Source organism: Mesonia algae (assembly GCF_003253545.1).
Classification (GTDB): Bacteria; Bacteroidota; Bacteroidia; order Flavobacteriales; family Flavobacteriaceae; genus Mesonia; species Mesonia algae.
Genome location: NZ_QKYV01000004.1, coordinates 127,385 through 145,809 on the forward strand (window position 1 = coordinate 127,385; position 18,425 = coordinate 145,809).

Consider the following 18,425-nt stretch of genomic DNA (forward strand, 5'->3'; position numbering starts at 1 on the left):
TTTATTTTCTAATAATTTGCACTTTTCCGTCTAAGGTCAATTTAATAATTGTTGAGGGTTTAGCGCTTTTATTTGCTGGCTGCAAATTTACAACATAGTCTACTCCTTTTAAAATTTCGGGACTTATTTGATCGAAAGATTTTGGAGTAGGTTGACCGCTAATATTAGCTGAAGTAGATACAATAGGGCGTTTAAATTTTCTTATTAATTTATTGCAAAACATATCCTTGCAAACTCTAATGGCTAATGAATTGTCTTCGGCAATTAAATTTTCAGCAACTCTAATAGGGTCATCAAATATGATGGTTGTTGGTTTTGCCGCAAATTTTAAGATATCATAAGCAACTTCTGGTATTTCTTCTACATATTGATTAAGCATCTTATAATCTGAAACTAAACAGATAAGAGATTTGCTTTCTGCTCTTTTCTTTAGTGCAAAAACTTTCTCTACTGCCTCTGCATTGGTGGCATCACAGCCAATTCCCCAAACCGTATCGGTTGGGTAAAGTATAAGTCCGCCTCGTTTTAAAACTGTTAGGCATTCGTGAATTTCGTCTATCATTTTATTTCATTATAAGTATATACACGTGGAAGTGCTAATCAATTTTATTATAGACTACAAATGTAAGTTTTTAAAGAGAGCTTTCGAAAAAAGAATAATATATTTGAAACTTATTCAATCCATTTATATTTTGAAGACCACTTTAATTATTACAACTTACAATTGGCCAAAAGCATTAGAGTTAGTGCTTAAAAGTGCAGAACATCAGACCCATATGCCAGATGAAATTATTGTTGCAGATGATGGTTCTGGTCTAGAAACAAAAAAAGTTGTAGAGAACTTCATAGACAAGCTGCCACTTACGCATTTGTGGCATGAAGATGAGGGTTTTAGACGAACAGTAATTTTGAATAAGGCTTTGGCAAAAGCTGATGGAGATTATATTATTCAGTTAGATGGCGACTGTATTATGCATCCTAAATTTATTGAAGATCATTATAAAAATATGCAAAGAAATACATTTTTGTATGGTAGTAGAGTAAATATAAAAAAAGAATTTGTAGAGAACCTTTATAAAACCAAAAATATCGTTTTTCCATATGGTGATGCGAGAGTAAAAAATAAAACTCGAAACTTTCATCATTCTTGGCTTCAAAAATTATACTCTCCCTCCTCAAAACTTTCAGAAAAATTAAGAGGCTGTAATTTATCTTATTTTAAAAAAGATATTATAGCTATAAATGGATATAATGAAAATATGACGGGTTGGGGCAGAGAAGATTCTGAAATGGCCATACGCTTATTAAATAAAGGTATTAAAGGTAAGCGGTTAAGATATGGAGGTATAATATATCATATTTGGCACTTAGTTGTAGAAAAATCACGACTAAATATTAATGATAGCATTCAACAAAAAGCACTTGACGAAAAGCTTACTTGGTGTGATGAGGGATTAAAAAAATATTTAACTGTTTAAGAAAATGTCTATTTCTTCCGCAGCTAATTGCGAAGCTGTTTTATTTTTTTCTTTGTGAAAATTTTCTTGATTAATTTTTACTTGAAGATCTTTATAATTTTCAAAATCTTGTAGACTATTTTTTAAACGATTATCTAGCTCTTCTATTTCATTGATTACTGCCCCCATTTGCCAAAACCTAAACTCTAATTTATTATGATACGATTCTTGATTGGAATTAAGGAAAATACAAGGTCTAGGATTAATAATAAATTCATAAACTTGGCTAGAGACATCACCTAGGTAAATATCTGCTTGTAGGGTATATGTCATATCAACACTATTATCGCTGCCTAAATCTATGTGGATATTTTCTGCATTTGTATAAATCTCGGGAAAATTACTTTTATCTTCAAATCCAGTTTTATTGAAAAGATTAATATGCGGAGCAAAAATGAGATTGTATGAGTTTTGTGCTAAAAAATAATCTAAAATATGCATTCCCCAAGAATACCAAGATGATAATGGTTTAGAAAAATGCGGATTGTAAACTACTGTTATTTTGTCATTATTAAAAAGATGCTTTTTTTTGGGTAATTGAGTAACAGCGTCTATTTTAGGGTAACCTGGTGTAATTGGATGCGGTCCTAGAAGGTTCTTTTTCTTATATTCCTCATATTGAAATTTGCCAAAAATTAATTGGAGGTCAAAATCTAATAATTCTTTGTTATAACTATAACTTCTACCAGGAGCACCGTGAGGAAATTTCAAAAATTTAGTATTACTTTCATACAAGGTCCTATATTTTAAAAATTTATGATGAGTATAATCTGTAAATATTAATGCATCATAATTTTTAAGAATTTGTTTTGCGTTTTTTTTTACCCAAAATCCTTTTCTAGGGATGTCTCTATTTTTGAGCGTGTCTGTAAAAGCTCTAAAAAAATGAGTTTTTAGTTCTAAAACCCTAACCTTATCTGCTTGAATATTTAATAATGATTGCTTTAAAAAAGTATGCTCGCCAGGGTATGTAAGAATATCAACAAAATTGGTTTTTGAAAGTTCTTTAGCCACAGTTATAAAATGAAAAACGTGATGAATTTCATCTAAAAACATAATCCCAATGCGATTTTTTTTCCTCATTTAAAAAATAGGTTTTGTATTAGAATACAAGGTTAATAATTTTAAATTTTAAATACTATTACCTTTTCATTATTATTGTAATTTTACAAAATGGATTATACTTTTTCAAACACCTGGAATGCTTATACCAAAGAAATTATTGGGTTTATTAAAAACTTTAAAGATGAAGGAAAACTTTTTGGTGATGGTGACAGAAATGTCATTAAGTTATTTGAAATAAATAATGCTGTAGTAAACGTAAAATCGTTTAAAATACCCAACCTGATAAATCAAATTGCTTATCGTTTTTTTAGAAAAAGTAAGGCTCAACGGTCTTTTGAATATGCCCAACATTTAGAAAAATTAAATATAGGCACTCCTAAGCCTATTGCTTATTTTGAAGAAAGTACTTTACTATTTTTTAAAAGTAGTTATTATGTAAGTGAGCATTTAGATTGTGATTTGACATATCGCGAGTTAACGAGAGATTTAAATTTTCCTCATCACGAAGAAATACTTAGAGCTTTTACAAGATTTACTTATCAGCTTCATGAACATAACGTACTTTTTTTAGATCACTCTCCAGGAAATACATTAATTAAGTTAAATGACGGAGATTATCAATTTTATTTGGTTGACTTAAATCGTATGAATTTTAAAAGTTTGAGCTTGGAAGAGCGTATAAAAAACTTTGCTCGATTAACTATACATAAAGAAATGGTAAAAGTTATGAGTGATGAATATGCTAAATGTGTAGGTGAAAACAAAAATAAAATTTTTGAAATGATGTGGAGTGATACTCAAAAATTTCAAGAAAAATTTTATAGAAAAAGAAGATTAAAGAAAAAAATTAAGTTTTGGAAAAAATAAGTATTCCATACATTTTAAAAAATATTTGGTTTAGACCCTCAAAAGTTCTGGAGCTTATTGTTACTTCTAAGAATAGAGATAATGTATATGTCTTACTTTTTTTGGGAGGGATTGCATATTCATTTTACAAAGCTATTGATAAGGGAGAATTAGATTTCTCATCTATTTACAGTGTGGTAATTTTTAGAGGCATTTTAGGAGGTCTTTTAGGCTGGTTAGTTTTTTATATTTTCACTTCTCTTTTAAGTTTCACGGGAGAATGGATAGGAGGAAAAGCAGAGGGAGGTCAATATAGAACAGTTTTAGCTTGGTCGATGATCCCGGCCATTGTAGGTTTATTTTTACTTATCCCTGGTTATATGATCTTTGGAAATGATTTGTTTTCTAATACTCAAGAAATTTATCAATTTGAAGATATTTCCTTTTACATAGGTTTCAAAATTTTATATTTTATCCTGAACTTATGGTCAGTAATTATTTTTATAAAAGGAATAAAAATAATTCAGAATTTTAGCACGTTAAGAGCTGTAGGAAATCTTTTTCTGCCAAGTTTAGCGTTGGTAGCAGTCTTTTTTATACTATTATTTATCTTTAACTTAATTAATTAATACTTAGGAAGAAGTTATTTGATACCTTTTCTAAGAAGCCAAATTTTTAAATAACGTGTAAAAATAGAATATGATCTAAGAAAAGCGATGGTTAAACCAGGGACTCCGTCTTTAAATCCGCTTTGTAAAAGATAATGCTTAAAAAAACCCCAAAACGGTTTAACAATAAAATGGTAAGCGGTTATTTTATCTACTTTTTCATTATAATCTAAAGCACGCCACCAAGCATATTTGTTCACTTTCTCAATATGATTGTCAAAACTGGTATAGGTATAATGAAGAAACCTACTATTTAGTTTTCCAATATTTCCATCAGAAGTAATTTCTTCGTGTACTCTTTTATTATTATAACGACATTCATCTCTTTTAAATAGACGAATAACTTTATCATTTTTCCAACCACTATGATTAATAGGTTTACCCATAAAGTAGTTTTGTCTTCCTATCCAATACCCGACTGTATCATTAGATGGGTTTTTAAGAACGTCTAAGATTTCTTGTTTTAACTCTGGAGTAACACGTTCATCGGCATCAACTAATAAAATCCATTGATGTTTAGCCTGAGGGATAGCCCAATTTTTTTGGGAAGAAGGGTAATCAAATTTTCGTTGTAAAACGACATCTGCAAGAGTTTGAGCTTTTTCATAAGTGCCATCAGTACTAAAACTATCTACCACCATGATTTCATCGGCAAAATCTACAGAAGCTATTACTTCTTCAATATTGTGAATTTCATTTCCGGTAGGTATTAGTGCTGTAAGTTTTTCCAACTTTTTTAATTATTGCTTTATACTAATGAAAAATTTTAATCTTAAACCAATGACAAATTTATATCAAACAAAAGATACTACATAACAAAGATGTATTTTTCTTAAAATGGTTGCGGCGATTTATTAACTTTTTTTGACTTTAATCAAGCGACTTGGTAAAAATCGTTATTTTTGTGGCTATAAAATTAATCCAATAAATTCTTGAAGTTGAATAATAGCATCAATATATCAGTTATCATTAGTACCTATAATTCCGAAGATTGGTTAGAAAAAGTTCTTTTGGGATATGCTTGTCAGGATGATACTACTTTTGAAATAGTAATTGCTGATGATGGTTCTAAACAACCTACGTTTGATTTGATAGAACGTTTACAAAAGGAAGTTTCTTATCCTATTCAACACGTTTGGCAAGAGGACGAAGGTTTTCAAAAATCAAGAATATTAAATAAGGCAATTTTAGCGTGCAAGGCAGATTATATTCTTATGAGTGATGGGGATTGTATCCCGAGAAAAGATTTTGTTTCTACTCATTTAAAATATCGTGAAAAAGGTTTCTTCCTATCGGGAGGATATTTTATGTTGCCTATGAACATCTCCAAAATCATCACCAAAGAAACTATTTTTTCTCAAGATTGCTTTAAGGTCAATTGGCTGAAAAAAAATGGTTTATCTTCTTCTTTTAAAAATAATAAGCTTAGTGCTAATGGTTTCATGCAAGGCTTATTAAATAAAGTAACACCTACGAATGCTAGTTGGAACGGACATAATGCTAGTGGTTGGAAAGAGGATATTGTAGCAATTAATGGTTTTGACGAACGTATGCAATATGGAGGTCAAGATAGAGAATTAGGAGAGCGTTTAATGAATAAAGGTGTTAAGTCTAAACAAATTCGTTATTCTGCTGTGTGCGTACATTTAGACCATCCAAGAGGGTATAAAAACCAAGATTCTATTAATAAGAATTTAGCCATTAGAGCAGAAACTAAAAATAAGAATAAGACTTGGACCAATTACGGTATTAAGAAAGATTAAATTTCTTTAATTTCTTTTTGGCCTTCAGCTAAGTGAGGTAATTGAATATAATCTCCTAAAATCTTATTGTATTTTAAAGGATGAAAATCTTTTCTTCCGTCAGACGGATAAAAAGTCATTTCTCCAAAAATGGTTTTATTTCTAATAGAATATAGATCAACCCTAACAAAAGGAAATTTATCTGCTAATGTTCTCGCAGCCCAAACCATTTCTTCAAAATTCTCTGGTTGAGTCATTTCTCCTTCATATACTTTATTTTCTTTATTGTAGAACTCTAGTTTGTTCCATTCTAAATCATAAAAAGCACGCTGATCATTAATACCTCTTTCTACATCTATTTGCAAAAACTTAGGTTCCCCGTTAAAACAAAAAAACTTGTAATCTAAGATAACATCTTTATCCATTTCGGTAAGAAACTTCTCGGCAATAAGCCTTGGCGGAACATTCTTATAAGCCCACTCAAAACCACCTCTAAAATATTGATTTTTACTCATCCATTTATTCATAAGGAAACGAGCTCTTTTTCTATTTAGTTTGGTTTTGTCATTTACAATTAAGTTAAAATGAAAACCATGAACTCCTTTAATTACAAATTGATGTGGAAGTTCATCAAAATTCACTTTTGAAGCTTTATCGTAAACAGCAATAAGTTCATTAAGGTATTGAGCACCTATTTTTTCTTTTACATATTCCCGCACAGAATATTTATCTACCAATTGAGTTAATATATCGGGGTGATAATAAGTTTTTAACCATTGTATTTTTTGGTTAAATTCTACAGGGTTATTAAGATCTAGTTTTTTTCCTAAATAATACTCATAATAAATAGGGATATAAGTTTCGGGAGGAAGAAACTTCATCTTTTTTAAAATTCCGTAAAGTAATTTTTTAACTCCCATTTAAACTAGTAATTGAATTTTTTATAAAATTAACTAAAGTTTTCTTTATTAACTCAGGTTCAAATTTAAGGTAATATTCTTTTTGATTCTTTCTAAAGTCTTTTTTATTGTAATTTTTAAATAATTGAGGTTCAAAATCTCTTAAATGAACATTTAAATTCTGGTCATCCTCATCATTTGCACCCCAAGTTTCTTTTCTTATCCAAGGTGAAAAAATTGCAAAACTAGGAATGTTTACAGCTTTGGCCATATGAATGGCTCCTCCTTCGTTGCCTATCATGGCATCACAAAAAGACGTAAGTATAATAAATTCTCTTAAACTAGGGGCGTAAAAATTAAGTATATTATTTTGTGTTTTTTGAGAACAATAAGACTTTAAGGTATTTACCTGATCTTGTTGTTTGGGAATATAATTGAATAAAAATTTAATATCTTTAAAGTGATTAACCAATTCATCTAATAATTCGGCTAAATAAGGAAGTGGATAGGTTTTGCTAGGAGAACTACCTAAAATATTGACCATCACCACGGGATCTTCTTTTAAAGACAATTTTTCATTTTTTAGTTTCAGTTGTAACTGATCTTTCTCTTTTTCAGTAATAAAAATTTGTGGTTCAACCTTGTAATTGATGTTTTTTACAAACGGAGTTAGCATATTGAGTCTATTCTCATAAGCTAATGGAATGCCGTGATTCCTCACTAAATCCATTCCCGATTGATGTGTATAAGCCCAATTAAGATAGGACTTTGATTTTCCTATTCTAATCTTTGCTTTAGAGAAAGAGGTAATAAATGCACTAGAAGTTTTGCTATAAACATCTATTACAATATCATATTTTTCTTTACGGATTTCTTTAAGAAAACGATAAAACTGAAGCTTGCTATTTTCAATTTCTGGCGTAAATAAAACCAATTTGTCAATAAACGTATTGTTTTCAACTACAGGGACTGTGTGGCTATTGACTAAATAATGTAATTCAGCAGAAGGGTGTTCTAGTTTTATAGCTTCAAAAAGAATAGAAGAAGTAAGAACATCTCCAATCATTTTCTGCTGAATTACAAGTACTTTCATATTATACCGCTACATCATAAGTTCGTAAGGCATCATTTAAAGATGTCTTCTTATTTGTACTTTCTTTGCGTTGACCAATTATTAGAGCACAAGGGACCTGATATTCCCCAGCAGGGAATTTCTTTGTATAACTCCCAGGAATCACTACAGATCTAGCTGGTACAATTCCTTTCATTTCTTTAGGTTCAGCTCCTGTAACATCTATAATTTTGGTTGAGGCTGTTAAAACCACATTAGCTCCTAATACAGCTTCTTTTTCAACACGAACACCTTCTACGACAATAGATCTAGATCCTAGAAATGCATTGTCTTCTATAATTACTGGAGCAGCTTGTAATGGCTCTAAAACACCACCAATACCAACTCCGCCAGATAAGTGTACGTTTTTACCTATTTGAGCGCAGCTACCTACAGTCGCCCAAGTATCTACCATAGTACCTTCATCTACATACGCACCAATATTCACATAACTAGGCATCATAATCACACCGCTAGAAATATAAGCACCATGTCTGGCCACTGCATTTGGGACTACACGTATTCCTTTTTCTTTGTAACCTGTTTTTAATGGCATCTTATCGTGATATTCAAAAATACCCGTTTCTAAGGTTTCCATTTTTTGGATAGGGAAATATAAAACAACAGCTTTTTTTACCCATTCGTTTACTTGCCAACCTTCTGTTGTAGGTTCTGCACAACGTAATTCTCCAGCGTCAATTTTATTTATTACTTCTCTAATGCTATTTTGCGTAGACTCTTCTTTTAAAAGCTCTCGGTTTTCCCAAGCTTCTAATATATGTTGTTGAAGTTTTTCCATAGATCTAAAAATTTTGCGTAAATATAAGGCTTCCGTATAAATATTATAGCAATACTAGGAGAAGTGTTACCTTTGCAAAAAAAAATTTTGATGGCAAGAATCCTCGCATTAGATTTTGGAACTAAACGTACTGGAGTAGCAGTAACCGATGAATTAAAATTAATCGCCTCTGGTTTAACTACGGTAGATACTAAAGAGTTAATGCAGTTTTTAAAGGATTATTTCCGTAAAGAAAAAGTAGAGCTAGTGGTGGTGGGAGAGCCCAAACAAAAAGATGGTACAGCCTCTCAAAGTGAAGTTTATATACAGTCCTTTTTAGAAGAGTTTGCTAAACAATTCCCTACGATGCCCGTAAAGAGAGAAGATGAACGCTTTACTTCTAAAATGGCTTTCCAAACGATGATCGATAGCGGTCTTAAAAAGAAACAACGCCAAAATAAAGCGTTAGTAGATGAGATTAGTGCCACGATTATCCTTCAAAATTACCTTTATAACGTATAGTGTCTCTCTCTTTTAATTTAAGATTTCAAATCACTACCTTTGCAAAAAAGAATTAAAGTATCTTATATATGATTTTACCTATTGTAGCTTACGGGGATCCCGTTTTAAAAAAGCAAGCGAAAGATATTCCAGAAGATTATCCTAAGTTAAAAGAACTTATAGAAAATATGTGGGAGACCATGTATGGCGCTTACGGAGTAGGTCTAGCGGCACCACAAATAGGTCTTCCTATACGTATGTTTATCATAGATCCATCTCCTTTTGCAGAGGATGATGATTTATCTGAAAATGATAAAGAACAGCTACAAGGACTCAAAAAAGTATTTATAAATCCGCAAATCACTGAGGAAACTGGAGATGAATGGGCTTTTAATGAAGGTTGTTTAAGTATCCCTGAAGTGCGTGAAGATGTGTTTAGAAAGCCAAATATCGTTATAGAATACTACGATGAAAACTTTAAAAAGCATACCCAAGAGTTTACAGGTTTAGCAGCAAGAGTTATACAACATGAGTACGATCATATTGAAGGAATTTTATTTACCGATAAACTTTCAAGCCTAAAAAAAAGATTAATTAAAGGAAAATTAGAAAATATTTCAAAAGGAAAAATAAGCATTGATTATAGAATGCGTTTCCCAAAAGTAAAAAAAGGGCGTTAAAATTTTTGTGATTACCTACAGAGATTAGATATTTGCCACCCAAAAAAAATAGAAGATGAGTTTAGACAAAGTTTTAGCAATTTCAGGGAAACCGGGATTATATGAGTTAAAGGCACAAACCAGAGGAGGTTTTGTAGCAGAAGCATTAGCAGATGGTAAAAAACTATCAGTATCTGTGAGACATAATGTAAGCATGTTAAGTGAAATCGCTATGTATACCTATACAGAAGAAGTTCCGTTAAGAGAAGTTTTTCAAAAAATAGCTGAGAAAGAAGATGGGAAAGAAGCTATTAGTCACAAAGAATCTAAAGCTAAATTAGAAGAGTATTTTAAAGAAATTTTACCAGAATATGATGAAGATCGTGTATATGTAAGCGATATCAAAAAAGTTTTTCAGTGGTATAATATCTTAATTGGAGCAGGAATGAACGACTTTTCTGCCCCAGAAAAAGAAGAAACTACTAAAGAAGAAGCAACTACAGAAGAAAACTAACATTTCTTTTTTTTGTTATATAAATAGAGCCTTGTTGAAAAACAGGGCTTTTTTTATGGCATTCCCTTCGGGCCGGGCTTTCCGCTATAGCTTTTTCACCGCAAAAATGCGATTAAAAAGGCTGCCGCTTCTATCCCTAATGCAAAACGATATAAAGTAAAATATACTTACATTTAAACTTTTAAATTTACCTTTATGACTACAAGAGAACAACAACTCAAAGCATTTGATAGACTACTAAGCATTATGGATGAACTTAGAGAGCAATGCCCTTGGGATCGTAAGCAAACTATGGAAACGCTCCGACACTTAACTATCGAAGAAACGTACGAGCTAGGCGATGCTATTTTAGATAATGATTTAGAAGAAGTGAAAAAAGAGTTGGGTGATGTTTTGTTACATATAGTGTTTTATGCTAAAATAGGAAGTGAAAAAAATGCTTTTGATATAGCCGATGTAGCAAATTCTATTTGCGATAAACTCATCGATAGACATCCGCATATTTATGGAGATGTAGAAGTAGCGAATGAAGAAGAAGTAAAGCAAAATTGGGAAAAGTTAAAGCTTAAAGAGGGTAAGGAAAGTGTTTTAGAAGGGGTGCCAAAATCTTTACCAGCTTTAGTAAAAGCAAGTAGAATACAGGATAAAGTCGCTGGTGTTGGGTTTGACTGGGAAGAACCACAACAAGTTTTCGAAAAAGTTAAAGAAGAGTTGGAAGAATTACAGCACGAAGTGAATAGTCAAAATCAAGATCTTATTGAAGCGGAGTTTGGAGATGTCTTGTTTTCTATGATAAATTATGCTCGTTTTTTAAAGGTAAATCCAGAAAATGCTTTAGAAAGAACCAACAAAAAATTCATTAAACGATTTCAATACATTGAAAAGAAAGCTAAGGAAAACAGTAAAGAATTAAAAGATATGACCTTGGCAGAAATGGATCTTTTTTGGGAACAGGCAAAAAAAATATAAACTTAAAAGCTAAAATGGAACAGAAAATAATTCAGAATACAATAAAAATAAATGCTACACCTCATCAAATTTGGGAGGTATTAACTTTAGCTGAACATACTCAAAAATATATGTATGGATGTAAAGCTATTTCTACTTGGGAAGAAGGAGCACTTTTAAAGTGGGAAATGTTACACGAAGGGAAACTTTTTATTCCTGTAGAAGGAATAATTCTCACTATAGAAAAGCCTTTTGTATTAACTTATACGGTTATTGATCCTTATGCAGATTATGATAATATTATTGAAAATCATTTGCAGGTTAATTATCATATAGAAGCCATTAATGAGAACGAATCTAGGTTGACTATATCACACTACGGTTTTGAGACAGTTGAAAGTGGAGAAAAACGCTATGAAGAAATTTATAATGACGGTAAAGGTTGGGAGTCTATTGTTCAGCAAATAAAAAATTTAGCAGAAGCTCTATAAATAGAACTTAAATTATTGTTTCTTCGTAAGATTTTATGTAAAATTAAGACTACAACGGTCAATTAAGTTAATTAACCCTAAGAATATCACACTTTATATGAAATATTTATATCTTTTCCTGTTTTTTATTGCTTTTCAATCAACCTTTGCTCAGCAGTTAGTTGATGAAGATTTTGAAATTTGTAAAGCAGAACGTCTTTCAGCAGAAAAGCGAATACAATTTGTTCCTAACAGTAATACGGGGAATTATGATGTGGATACCCAAGAATTGAATTTACAGCTAGATCCTTCCGTAGCTTATATCGAGGGTGTAATTACAACTACTTTTACAGCCAAACAAAGCTTATCGTCTATTATATTTGATTTAGCAGCAAATATGCAAGTAAATGAAGTTACCAATTCTAGTAATCAAATTCTTAGTCACTCGCGTAGTGGAGACGAATTAACTATCAATTTAAATACAACACTAGCTGCAGGACAAACTTATACATTGAGTGTAGATTATGAAGGTAATCCTATAAGCTCTGGATTTGGTTCTTTTGAGCAAACTACACATAATGGCCATGAGGTAATTTGGACGCTTTCAGAACCTTACGGAGCAAAAGCTTGGTGGCCTTGTAAGCAAGATTTAAATGATAAAATTGAAAGTGTAGATATTTTTTTAACGGTTCCCCGATTTAACAGCAATAACGAAGAAAATATACCTGTTGCCAACGGTCTAGAGGTGAGTAATAGCTTTATTGGTAATTCTAAAACCGTTCATTTTAGTCACGATTATCCCATTCCTGCTTATTTAATAGCTGTAGCAGTTACCAATTACGCGGTTATAAATAACAATTATTCTTTTAACGGAATGAACTTCCCACTTGTTGATTATGTATACCCCGAAAATTTAACGAGTGCTTCTCAAGATTTACAAGAAACCGCACCAATTTTAAATCTATTTTCAACACTATTTGGCAATTACCCTTATGAGAATGAAAAATACGGACACGCTCAATTTGGTTGGGGAGGTGGTATGGAACATACAACCATATCATTTATGGGTAACTTTAGTAGAGGACTTATAGCTCATGAAATGGCGCACCAATGGTTTGGAGATAAAGTAACTTGCGGAAGCTGGAAAGATATTTGGTTAAATGAAGGCTTTGCGACTTATTTATCAGGTTTAGTGGTAGAAGATTTTGACGGAGCTTCAGCTTTTAATAACTGGAAGGAAAGTAAAGTCCTACAAATTACATCGCAACCCGATGGTGCGGTTTACCTATCAGATGGTGATACTCTAAGTGTCGGGAGAATATTCAGCGGAAGGTTAAGTTACAGCAAAGGAGCGATGGTTCTTCATATGTTACGAAAAAAATTAGGGGATGCAGATTTCTATCAAGCGACTCAAAATTATTTAGATGATCCAGCTTTAGCTTATGGTTATGCTAAAACACCCGATTTTAGGCAAAAATTAGAGCAGCAAAGCGGTCTTTCTTTAACCGAGTTTTTTGATGATTGGATTTATGGAGAGGGTTTTCCAACTTTTTCTGCATACGTAACTCAGCCTACTTCTAGCAGTGTGACACTTACACTTAATCAAACCCAGAGTCATCCTTCAGTAAGCTTTTTTGAAACATTACTTCCGGTAAGACTTTTAGGTGCTAATGGAGAAATTTTAGATACCACGGTCGAGCATACCAGTAACAATCAGCAATTCACTATTCCTGTGAATTTTACTGTGATAGATGTAGAAATTGATCCGCAGTACGACGTAATCACTTTAAACAGTACCGCAAACTTATCTATTTCTAACGCTAAAACGGAATTATTTAAAGTTTATCCGAATCCTGCTCAAGATAAAATATACTTTTCTCAGGTTCAAAAACCAATCCAGCATATTGAAATTTTTGACCTTAACGGAAGAAGTGTAATTACTGAAAAACAAAATTTTAAAGAAGTGAATGTAGAGAGTCTATCTCAGGGAATTTACCTCTTAAAAGTGAATTTTGAAGATGCAACAAGCACAACAAAAAAGTTGATAAAAGAGTAACGTATCTCTATTTTGCGAATTAAAAACGCCGATAATTTTAAGAATTATCGGCGTTTTTAATTGGTGTATTAACTCAAAGAATTTTAGTTATTTACTTTTTGATCTTTCAAGATGTCAGCAATAAGTTGAGGTTTTACTTCGTGTACTCCCTCAAAAGGAAAAAGTTGTAAGCGATGTTTAAAAAGAGATTGTGCAATTTCTTTTTCGGCTTGTAGTTTAGCTTCAGTGATGTATTGATCTTTATTTCCGTAAAGAAAATTCACTTTGCAATTGTTGTTTAAATACTCAAACTGCTTTGGTTGAAGCTCTTTAGGAATACTTCCTGAATGCAAAAACAATGCTTTTGGTTGTAATTGTTTAGCAGCCATCCAGCGCGTAATAACAGATACTCCTTGAGAATATCCCAGTAAAATTAAATTTTTTTCCTTTCCTTCAGCTTCTTCCGTAAAGACAGCGTTTAAATAAGCCAGAACATTTTCCATTTCTAAGGCTGTAGCTTCTTTGGTAAGCCAACTGGCACCAACATGTTTAAAATCTTGTTTTTGGTAATATTTGGCTTGCGCTTGCGGGGCTACAATATAATTTTCTTTACTGTCTAATGTTTTAAAATACTGAATAAAATATCTGCTTAAATAACCTAATCCGTGACAGCAAATCCATATGTTTTTTGTGTCTTGGGTTAGCGAATTTAAAGTGGAATAGGAGTTAGTTGTGGTATAACTTACTTGCTTTTCTATAGAAGCCATTTTATAGGGTTTTTGTACTTTTACAAAAGTAAAACTTTCAGTAAGTAAACGTAAACTTAAACCAATGAAATATTCTAAAGAAGAAATTCTTGCCAGTTTTGCCAAGAGGTGTAAAAACACTTTAATGGAAACTTTAGCTATAGAGTTTATAGATATAGGAGAAGATTATTTAACAGCTAAAATGCCAGTTAATTCTAGGGTTCATCAACCCGATGGAGTGCTGCATGGGGGGGCTATGGTAGCTTTAGCAGAAAGTGTAGGGAGCGCGGCAAGTTTCATTTTTCTTGATGGAGAGCATTTTTATATTCGCGGAATAGAAATTTCGGCGAATCATGTAAAAAGTATTGCAAGCGGTGAAGTTTTTGCAAAAGCTCAATTTTTACATAAAGGAAGAACTACCCAAGTTTGGGATATAAAAATTAAAGACGCAGAAGAAAACTTAATTTCTGCTGTAAAATTAACGACCATTGCTTTGCCTAAAAAATAAACTATGAATTTCGATTCTTTTCTAGAAAAAGTAAGGGAACATCATTCTTTGCAATTACCTTTTGTAATCTACCGTCATCCTGGTGAGAAGTTGGTAAAGGGACAATTACAACCTAATAATATCATAGAATATATTAACGATTTTCAAGAAAAGGGTTTTGTATTTGCTCCGTTTAATTCACAAAAAAGAGCAATTGTTTTTTCATTCGCTTCCGCGGAAGCGATTTCTGTTGAACAAGAATCTTTTCAGGTCAACTTAAAAAAAAGAGAATATAAAGAAGAACAACAAGAACAAGATCGATATGAGAAGCTAATAAATAAAACTATAGATACTATTAAAGCTTCAGGCTTAGAGAAAGTGGTTATTTCTAGAAAGAAAGAAATTGAGTTAGAAACAGAACCTTTTCTTTATTTTAAACGCTTGTTAGAACTATATCCTGAAGCTATGGTGTACTGTTGGTATCATCCTCTTGTGGGAATGTGGATAGGAGCAACACCAGAAACATTAGTGAAAACAGAAGGTAGACGTTTAAAAACCATGGCTTTGGCTGGTACGCAAGTATTTAATAATACTAAAGAAGTAAGCTGGAAAGAAAAAGAAAAAGAAGAGCAAGCTATTGTTACCAGAGCTATTGTAGATGGGTTGTCTCAAATTGCCGAAGTAAGTAACCTACAAGTTGGAGAGCCACATACGGTAAGAGCTGGTAATGTTTTACATTTAAAAACAAATGTTTCGGCTACTTATGAAACAAGTGGTTTAAAGAAAATAATTAAAAAATTGCATCCCACACCTGCGGTTTGCGGTTTGCCTTATGAAATGGCGTATGATTATATTCTTACTAAAGAAAACTATGATCGTAGTTATTACACAGGTTATTTAGGAGAGTTGAATTTTCAACATACCAAAAATAGAAATCCACGTCGGAGAAATGTAGAAAACTCTGCTTATCAATCCGTTTCTAAACAAACTAATTTGTATGTTAATTTACGATGTATGCAAGTATTTGATAACCGATTAGAAGTATATGTGGGAGGAGGAATTACAAAAGATTCTCAACCTAAATCTGAATGGGAAGAAACACAAAGAAAGGCAGAAACGATGCAACAAGTGTTGTGAAACACATCTTATAAATCTTAGGCATTCCCCAATAATAAGTTTATTTTTGTAAGAATAAACAAGCAATTATTTATGCAAATTTCAAATATTCCTTTGGCACAATCGGTTGTGTTATTGTGTCTTTCTAAAGGTATAAATCATGTGGTTATATCACCAGGTTCTAGAAATGCGCCACTTACTTTAAGTTTTGCTAACCATCCTCAAATAAATGCCTATAGTATCGTAGATGAACGTTGTGCTGCATTTTTTGCTCTGGGAATGGCTCAGCAATTAAAAAGACCAGTGGCTTTGGTGTGTACATCGGGAAGTGCATTGCTAAATTATTATCCAGCTGTAGCCGAAGCTTTTTATAGCGATATTCCTTTGGTGGTCATTTCGGCAGATCGACCTGTGGAAAGGATTGATATAGGCGATGGGCAAACTATACGTCAAAAAAACGTTTTTCAAAATCATATCTTATATTCAGCTAATTTATATTCAGAGGTTGCTTTAGATATTTCTCCTGAAGATAGAAAAATACAACAAAAATTTTCGGAGGCCCAAAAACATAATGAAAGGGAAATTAACCTAGCCTTAAATACAGCAATAGAGCAAAACGGACCAGTGCATATAAATGTTCCTTTTTATGAACCTTTATACGGGATGGTAGAGAAAACATCGGTAAATCCCTTAGAAATTGAGCCTATAAAAGAACCTAAAACTATTTCCGCGGAAGCGTTAAAAAAATACGCATCTACGTGGAATAAAGCCAAAAGAAAATTGGTTTTAGTAGGTGTTCATGAGCCTAACCAAATAGAGCAAGAATTGTTAGATAAATTAGCGAAAGACCCTTCTGTATTAATCTTTACGGAAACAACTTCTAATTTACACCATAAAAAATTTATCACAAGAATAGATAAACTTATTGCTCCTTTAGAAGTAAGCGAGAATCCTGAATCTGAATTTCGACAATTACAACCTGAAATATTATTAACTTTTGGAGGGCTAGTTATTTCAAAAAAAATAAAAGCATTTTTAAGAACTCATAGTCCGCAGCAGCATTGGCACGTAGATACCAAAAAAGCATTGAATACTTATTTTTGTTTGAATAAGCATTTTGATGTTTCTGCAAATGAATTTTTACAACACTTTTTACCTCAAGTAAATCAACCTGAAAGCAATTATAGAGATTTTTGGTTAGAGGTAAAAGAACGAAGAGATATACATCATCTTCAGTATATAGAAAGAATCCCATTTTGTGACTTAAAAGCATTTAGTAAAATCGTTACCTACTTGCCTAAAAAACAACTTATTCATTTTTCTAATAGTAGTATCATTCGTTATGCTCAATTATTTAAGTTTGAAAAAGAGCAATTTATATATTGTAATAGAGGTACTAGTGGGATTGATGGCAGTACTTCAACATCGGTGGGGGGAGCGGTAGCATCTACGATGCCTACTACATTAGTTACAGGAGATTTAAGTTTCTTGTATGATAGTAATGCTTTGTGGAATAACTATATACCTAAAGATTTTAAAATTATTCTTATAAATAATCAAGGAGGAGGCATTTTTAAAATTTTACCAGGAGCTAAAGAAACCAAAAAATTTTCAACTTTTTTTGAAACTAAGCATCAACTCACTGCAGAACATTTGTGTAAAATGTATGGGTTTGAATATCAAACTGCAAGCAATGAAGAAGAATTAGAAGGTAATTTAGGTTTGCTTTACGCGGAAAAAAATAATAAACCTCAGCTTTTAGAGGTTTTTACGCCAAGCGATATTAACGATAAGTATCTAAAAGATTACTTTAAGTTTATATTGCCGTAAATTTCATTAAAAATTAAGAAATAATATTTTTAATTCTTCTTAAAAAGGTTAAATTGAACCTTTATTAACACTAAACGAAACCACTATGAGTAAGTTAGATGAAAAAATGGGTGACTACCTAAAACACTTAGACGAAATTGAAGGAAACCATGATGTAGAACTCCTAAGAAAAGTAGCTAAAGGTTTAGGACCATCAATATATAATAGAGATGCTTCAACAGTTTCTGGGTCTGATCCTAAAGAATTGCAAACTGTGAGAAAAAACTTTCTAGTTAAAAAATTAGGTTTAGAAGATACGGATGATTTAGATAAAGGTATTAATGCGGTTATCGAAAAATATGGTAAATCTAAAACTAATAAATATAGAGCTGTAGTTTATTATCTATTAGCAAAGCATTATAAAAAAGAAGATATTTATAATTAATATCTCTTTCATAAAATTTAAAAACACCGTAAAAATTCTACGGTGTTTTTTTATGTATTAAAAGCATTA

Annotated in this window: 21 protein-coding genes; 14 read left to right on the forward strand and 7 right to left on the reverse strand. The window is 31.8% G+C overall.

Translation table 11 applies throughout. The features are described 5' to 3' along the window. Position 1: 1 nt before the first annotated feature. Positions 2-562 (reverse strand): L-threonylcarbamoyladenylate synthase, encoded by a 561-nt coding sequence (locus tag LX95_RS07960; RefSeq protein WP_111540917.1) that lies wholly within the window; start codon positions 560-562, stop codon positions 2-4. Between the two features lie 130 nt (positions 563-692). Here LX95_RS07960 and LX95_RS07965 point away from each other — a divergent pair, with 130 nt between their 5' ends. Then, positions 693-1,478, forward strand: coding sequence for a glycosyltransferase family 2 protein (locus tag LX95_RS07965; RefSeq protein WP_111541155.1), 786 nt, complete (start codon positions 693-695; stop codon positions 1,476-1,478). Here the strand turns inward: LX95_RS07965 and LX95_RS07970 are convergent. After that, a complete protein-coding gene (locus LX95_RS07970) occupies positions 1,467-2,600 on the reverse strand; it encodes a CDP-glycerol glycerophosphotransferase family protein (RefSeq protein WP_111540918.1) in 1,134 nt (377 codons plus the stop codon). The two genes, LX95_RS07965 and LX95_RS07970, sit on opposite strands and share 12 nt — an antisense overlap. 90 nt (positions 2,601-2,690) lie before the next feature. Between LX95_RS07970 and LX95_RS07975 the strand changes: the two genes are divergently transcribed. Next, positions 2,691-3,449 carry a lipopolysaccharide kinase InaA family protein gene (locus LX95_RS07975; RefSeq protein WP_111540919.1) on the forward strand — a complete coding sequence of 253 codons (759 nt, stop codon included), beginning with the start codon at positions 2,691-2,693 and terminating at the stop codon, positions 3,447-3,449. Continuing rightward, on the forward strand, positions 3,437-4,057 hold the full coding sequence (locus tag LX95_RS07980) for a YIP1 family protein (RefSeq protein WP_111540920.1): 621 nt from the start codon (positions 3,437-3,439) through the stop codon (positions 4,055-4,057). The genes LX95_RS07975 and LX95_RS07980 overlap by 13 nt, the downstream gene beginning before the upstream one ends. Before the next feature lie 14 nt (positions 4,058-4,071). On the opposite strand, the gene LX95_RS07985 is transcribed toward LX95_RS07980, so the two are convergent. Further along, on the reverse strand, positions 4,072-4,827 hold the full coding sequence (locus tag LX95_RS07985; RefSeq protein WP_111540921.1) for a glycosyltransferase family 2 protein: 756 nt from the start codon (positions 4,825-4,827) through the stop codon (positions 4,072-4,074). Between the two features lie 207 nt (positions 4,828-5,034). Between LX95_RS07985 and LX95_RS07990 the strand changes: the two genes are divergently transcribed. Then, positions 5,035-5,859 carry a glycosyltransferase family 2 protein gene (locus LX95_RS07990; RefSeq protein WP_111540922.1) on the forward strand — a complete coding sequence of 275 codons (825 nt, stop codon included), beginning with the start codon at positions 5,035-5,037 and terminating at the stop codon, positions 5,857-5,859. Here LX95_RS07990 and LX95_RS07995 read toward each other — a convergent pair. Genes LX95_RS07995 through LX95_RS08005 form a run of 3 tightly spaced genes read right to left on the reverse strand, consistent with a single transcriptional unit; the run spans position 5,856 to position 8,647 of the window. Continuing rightward, on the reverse strand, positions 5,856-6,758 hold the full coding sequence (locus LX95_RS07995) for an ATP-grasp fold amidoligase family protein (RefSeq protein WP_245924740.1): 903 nt from the start codon (positions 6,756-6,758) through the stop codon (positions 5,856-5,858). The genes LX95_RS07990 and LX95_RS07995 overlap by 4 nt on opposite strands. Continuing rightward, positions 6,748-7,830: a glycosyltransferase family 9 protein gene (locus tag LX95_RS08000; RefSeq protein ID WP_111540923.1), complete on the reverse strand. Its 1,083-nt coding sequence runs from the start codon at positions 7,828-7,830 to the stop codon at positions 6,748-6,750. The genes LX95_RS07995 and LX95_RS08000 overlap by 11 nt, the downstream gene beginning before the upstream one ends. A 1-nt stretch (position 7,831) precedes the next feature. Beyond that, positions 7,832-8,647 carry a 2,3,4,5-tetrahydropyridine-2,6-dicarboxylate N-succinyltransferase gene (locus LX95_RS08005; RefSeq protein ID WP_111540924.1) on the reverse strand — a complete coding sequence of 272 codons (816 nt, stop codon included), beginning with the start codon at positions 8,645-8,647 and terminating at the stop codon, positions 7,832-7,834. A gap of 90 nt (positions 8,648-8,737) precedes the next feature. Here LX95_RS08005 and ruvX point away from each other — a divergent pair, with 90 nt between their 5' ends. The 6 genes from ruvX to LX95_RS08035 all read left to right on the forward strand — a co-directional run bounded on the left by ruvX (position 8,738) and on the right by LX95_RS08035 (position 13,774). Further along, positions 8,738-9,148, forward strand: coding sequence for a Holliday junction resolvase RuvX (gene ruvX, locus LX95_RS08010; protein ID WP_111540925.1), 411 nt, complete (start codon positions 8,738-8,740; stop codon positions 9,146-9,148). Between the two features lie 68 nt (positions 9,149-9,216). Then, complete coding sequence (gene def / locus LX95_RS08015) at positions 9,217-9,807, forward strand: peptide deformylase (RefSeq protein ID WP_111540926.1); 591 nt, start codon at positions 9,217-9,219, stop codon at positions 9,805-9,807. A gap of 55 nt (positions 9,808-9,862) precedes the next feature. Beyond that, positions 9,863-10,300 carry a DUF5606 family protein gene (locus LX95_RS08020; protein ID WP_111540927.1) on the forward strand — a complete coding sequence of 146 codons (438 nt, stop codon included), beginning with the start codon at positions 9,863-9,865 and terminating at the stop codon, positions 10,298-10,300. Positions 10,301-10,495: 195 nt separating this feature from the next. Further along, on the forward strand, positions 10,496-11,269 hold the full coding sequence (gene mazG, locus LX95_RS08025) for a nucleoside triphosphate pyrophosphohydrolase (RefSeq protein ID WP_111540928.1): 774 nt from the start codon (positions 10,496-10,498) through the stop codon (positions 11,267-11,269). A 14-nt stretch (positions 11,270-11,283) separates the two neighbouring features. After that, entirely contained in the window at positions 11,284-11,739 is a 456-nt protein-coding gene (locus LX95_RS08030; RefSeq protein WP_146240766.1) for an SRPBCC domain-containing protein, read from the forward strand. 97 nt (positions 11,740-11,836) lie between these two features. Then, complete coding sequence (locus tag LX95_RS08035; RefSeq protein WP_111540930.1) at positions 11,837-13,774, forward strand: M1 family aminopeptidase; 1,938 nt, start codon at positions 11,837-11,839, stop codon at positions 13,772-13,774. An 83-nt stretch (positions 13,775-13,857) separates the two neighbouring features. Here the strand turns inward: LX95_RS08035 and LX95_RS08040 are convergent, their stop codons facing one another. Further along, positions 13,858-14,520 carry an alpha/beta hydrolase gene (locus LX95_RS08040; protein WP_111541157.1) on the reverse strand — a complete coding sequence of 221 codons (663 nt, stop codon included), beginning with the start codon at positions 14,518-14,520 and terminating at the stop codon, positions 13,858-13,860. A 64-nt stretch (positions 14,521-14,584) separates the two neighbouring features. On the opposite strand from LX95_RS08040, the gene LX95_RS08045 reads away from it, so the two are divergent. The 4 genes from LX95_RS08045 (at position 14,585) to LX95_RS08060 (ending at position 18,356) form a co-directional block, all read left to right on the forward strand. Further along, positions 14,585-15,007 (forward strand): PaaI family thioesterase, encoded by a 423-nt coding sequence (locus LX95_RS08045; RefSeq protein WP_111540931.1) that lies wholly within the window; start codon positions 14,585-14,587, stop codon positions 15,005-15,007. Positions 15,008-15,010: 3 nt separating this feature from the next. Next, entirely contained in the window at positions 15,011-16,123 is a 1,113-nt protein-coding gene (locus LX95_RS08050) for a chorismate-binding protein (RefSeq protein WP_111540932.1), read from the forward strand. 72 nt (positions 16,124-16,195) lie between these two features. Continuing rightward, positions 16,196-17,932, forward strand: a complete 1,737-nt coding sequence (gene menD / locus LX95_RS08055; RefSeq protein ID WP_111540933.1) for a 2-succinyl-5-enolpyruvyl-6-hydroxy-3-cyclohexene-1-carboxylic-acid synthase — start codon at positions 16,196-16,198, stop codon at positions 17,930-17,932. 85 nt (positions 17,933-18,017) lie between these two features. After that, the gene (locus LX95_RS08060; protein ID WP_111540934.1) at positions 18,018-18,356 is read left to right on the forward strand and encodes a DUF2853 family protein; all 339 of its coding nucleotides are present in this window, start codon (positions 18,018-18,020) and stop codon (positions 18,354-18,356) included. Positions 18,357-18,425: the final 69 nt, after the last annotated feature.

Coding starts and splice junctions, on each gene's coding strand:
- LX95_RS07960 (WP_111540917.1), bottom strand. CDS start 562: ATGATAGACGAAATTCACGAATGCCTAACAGTTTTAAAACGAGGCGGA.
- LX95_RS07970 (WP_111540918.1), bottom strand. CDS start 2,600: ATGAGGAAAAAAAATCGCATTGGGATTATGTTTTTAGATGAAATTCAT.
- LX95_RS07975 (WP_111540919.1), top strand. CDS start 2,691: ATGGATTATACTTTTTCAAACACCTGGAATGCTTATACCAAAGAAATT.
- LX95_RS07995 (WP_245924740.1), bottom strand. CDS start 6,758: ATGGGAGTTAAAAAATTACTTTACGGAATTTTAAAAAAGATGAAGTTT.
- LX95_RS08000 (WP_111540923.1), bottom strand. CDS start 7,830: ATGAAAGTACTTGTAATTCAGCAGAAAATGATTGGAGATGTTCTTACT.
- LX95_RS08005 (WP_111540924.1), bottom strand. CDS start 8,647: ATGGAAAAACTTCAACAACATATATTAGAAGCTTGGGAAAACCGAGAG.
- ruvX (WP_111540925.1), top strand. CDS start 8,738: ATGGCAAGAATCCTCGCATTAGATTTTGGAACTAAACGTACTGGAGTA.
- def (WP_111540926.1), top strand. CDS start 9,217: ATGATTTTACCTATTGTAGCTTACGGGGATCCCGTTTTAAAAAAGCAA.
- LX95_RS08020 (WP_111540927.1), top strand. CDS start 9,863: ATGAGTTTAGACAAAGTTTTAGCAATTTCAGGGAAACCGGGATTATAT.
- mazG (WP_111540928.1), top strand. CDS start 10,496: ATGACTACAAGAGAACAACAACTCAAAGCATTTGATAGACTACTAAGC.
- LX95_RS08030 (WP_146240766.1), top strand. CDS start 11,284: ATGGAACAGAAAATAATTCAGAATACAATAAAAATAAATGCTACACCT.
- LX95_RS08035 (WP_111540930.1), top strand. CDS start 11,837: ATGAAATATTTATATCTTTTCCTGTTTTTTATTGCTTTTCAATCAACC.
- LX95_RS08040 (WP_111541157.1), bottom strand. CDS start 14,520: ATGGCTTCTATAGAAAAGCAAGTAAGTTATACCACAACTAACTCCTAT.
- LX95_RS08045 (WP_111540931.1), top strand. CDS start 14,585: ATGAAATATTCTAAAGAAGAAATTCTTGCCAGTTTTGCCAAGAGGTGT.
- LX95_RS08050 (WP_111540932.1), top strand. CDS start 15,011: ATGAATTTCGATTCTTTTCTAGAAAAAGTAAGGGAACATCATTCTTTG.
- menD (WP_111540933.1), top strand. CDS start 16,196: ATGCAAATTTCAAATATTCCTTTGGCACAATCGGTTGTGTTATTGTGT.
- LX95_RS08060 (WP_111540934.1), top strand. CDS start 18,018: ATGAGTAAGTTAGATGAAAAAATGGGTGACTACCTAAAACACTTAGAC.